This is a genomic window from Pseudogracilibacillus sp. SO10305, assembly GCF_037072005.1.
Lineage (GTDB): Bacteria > Bacillota > Bacilli > Bacillales > Amphibacillaceae > Pseudogracilibacillus > Pseudogracilibacillus intestinigallinarum.
On the sequence record NZ_JAXHDE010000042.1, the window covers coordinates 1 to 1,127 of the forward strand.

1 protein-coding gene is annotated in these 1,127 nt (G+C 32.2%); it reads left to right on the forward strand.

Annotated elements, in window-relative coordinates; genetic code table 11:
* On the forward strand, positions 1 to 1,127 hold a 1,127-nt coding region (locus tag SPD45_RS14350; RefSeq protein WP_336268462.1), incomplete at both ends, for a transposase.

Consider the following 1,127-nt stretch of genomic DNA (forward strand, 5'->3'; position numbering starts at 1 on the left):
GATTTCGCACAAATCCTTTAGTAGCCGATTTATTACGACAATGTTTTGTACAATTCCGTTCTAAACTTGTGAAGGAAAAAGAAATAGATGCCGAAGCTATCTTTATCGATGGTACAAAAATAGAAGCAAACGCAAATAAATTCACTTTTGTTTGGCGTAAGTCCATTGAAAGATATAGTTCAAGTTTAATTGAAAAATCAAACGCAATGTATGATGAGTTATTAGAAAAAGAAATCATTCCATCAATTGAACGTGAGAACGAGGAAGAACTTTCTGTTGAAGAATTAGAAACAATTGTTAAAAAATTAGATCATACAATTGAAGCTTATACAGAGAAAATAGATGAATCAGAGGAAACAAGTGAACGTAAACAACTGCGCTCAGAGCGCAAAGAACCAAAGAAATATCGTAAGCAGTTTGCCGATTTCTTAATCCGTAAATCAAAATATCAACGTGATATGGAAATATTTAAGGATAGAAATAGCTATTCCAAAACAGATCATGATGCAACCTTTATGCGAATGAAAGATGACTATATGATGAATGGACAACTAAAAGCTGGTTACAATCTACAAGTAGCTACCGAAGGTCAATATGCATTAGCTTATAATTTATTTCCAAATCCAACAGATACTCGTACATTGATTCCATTTTTAAATAATATAGAAGAAAATTATTTCACATTACCACAATATATTGTTGCGGATGCTGGATATGGTAGTGAACAAAACTATGATGATGTGTTAAATGTACGTAAACGAATTCCGCTTATTACATATAATCAGTATAGAAAAGAGAAGAAAAAGAAGTATAAAAACGATCCATTTAAAACAGCAAACTGGCAATATGATGCCGAAACAGATTCGTTTATTTGTCCTAATAATCGAAGATTGTATTTTGCGTATGAGTCTAATCGAAAAGATAAATATGGGTTTAAACGAACATTTAAAGTATACGAATCTGAAGATTGTACGGATTGCCCACTACGCACTTTTTGTACAAAAGCGGCAGAGGGTAAAAATAGAAAGCTGTTTTACAATGAAAAATGGGAAACCCAAAAAGAATATATAAGAGCGAAGCTTTCAAACGAAGAAACAGGCGAAATTTACGGAAAACGTAAAATAGAC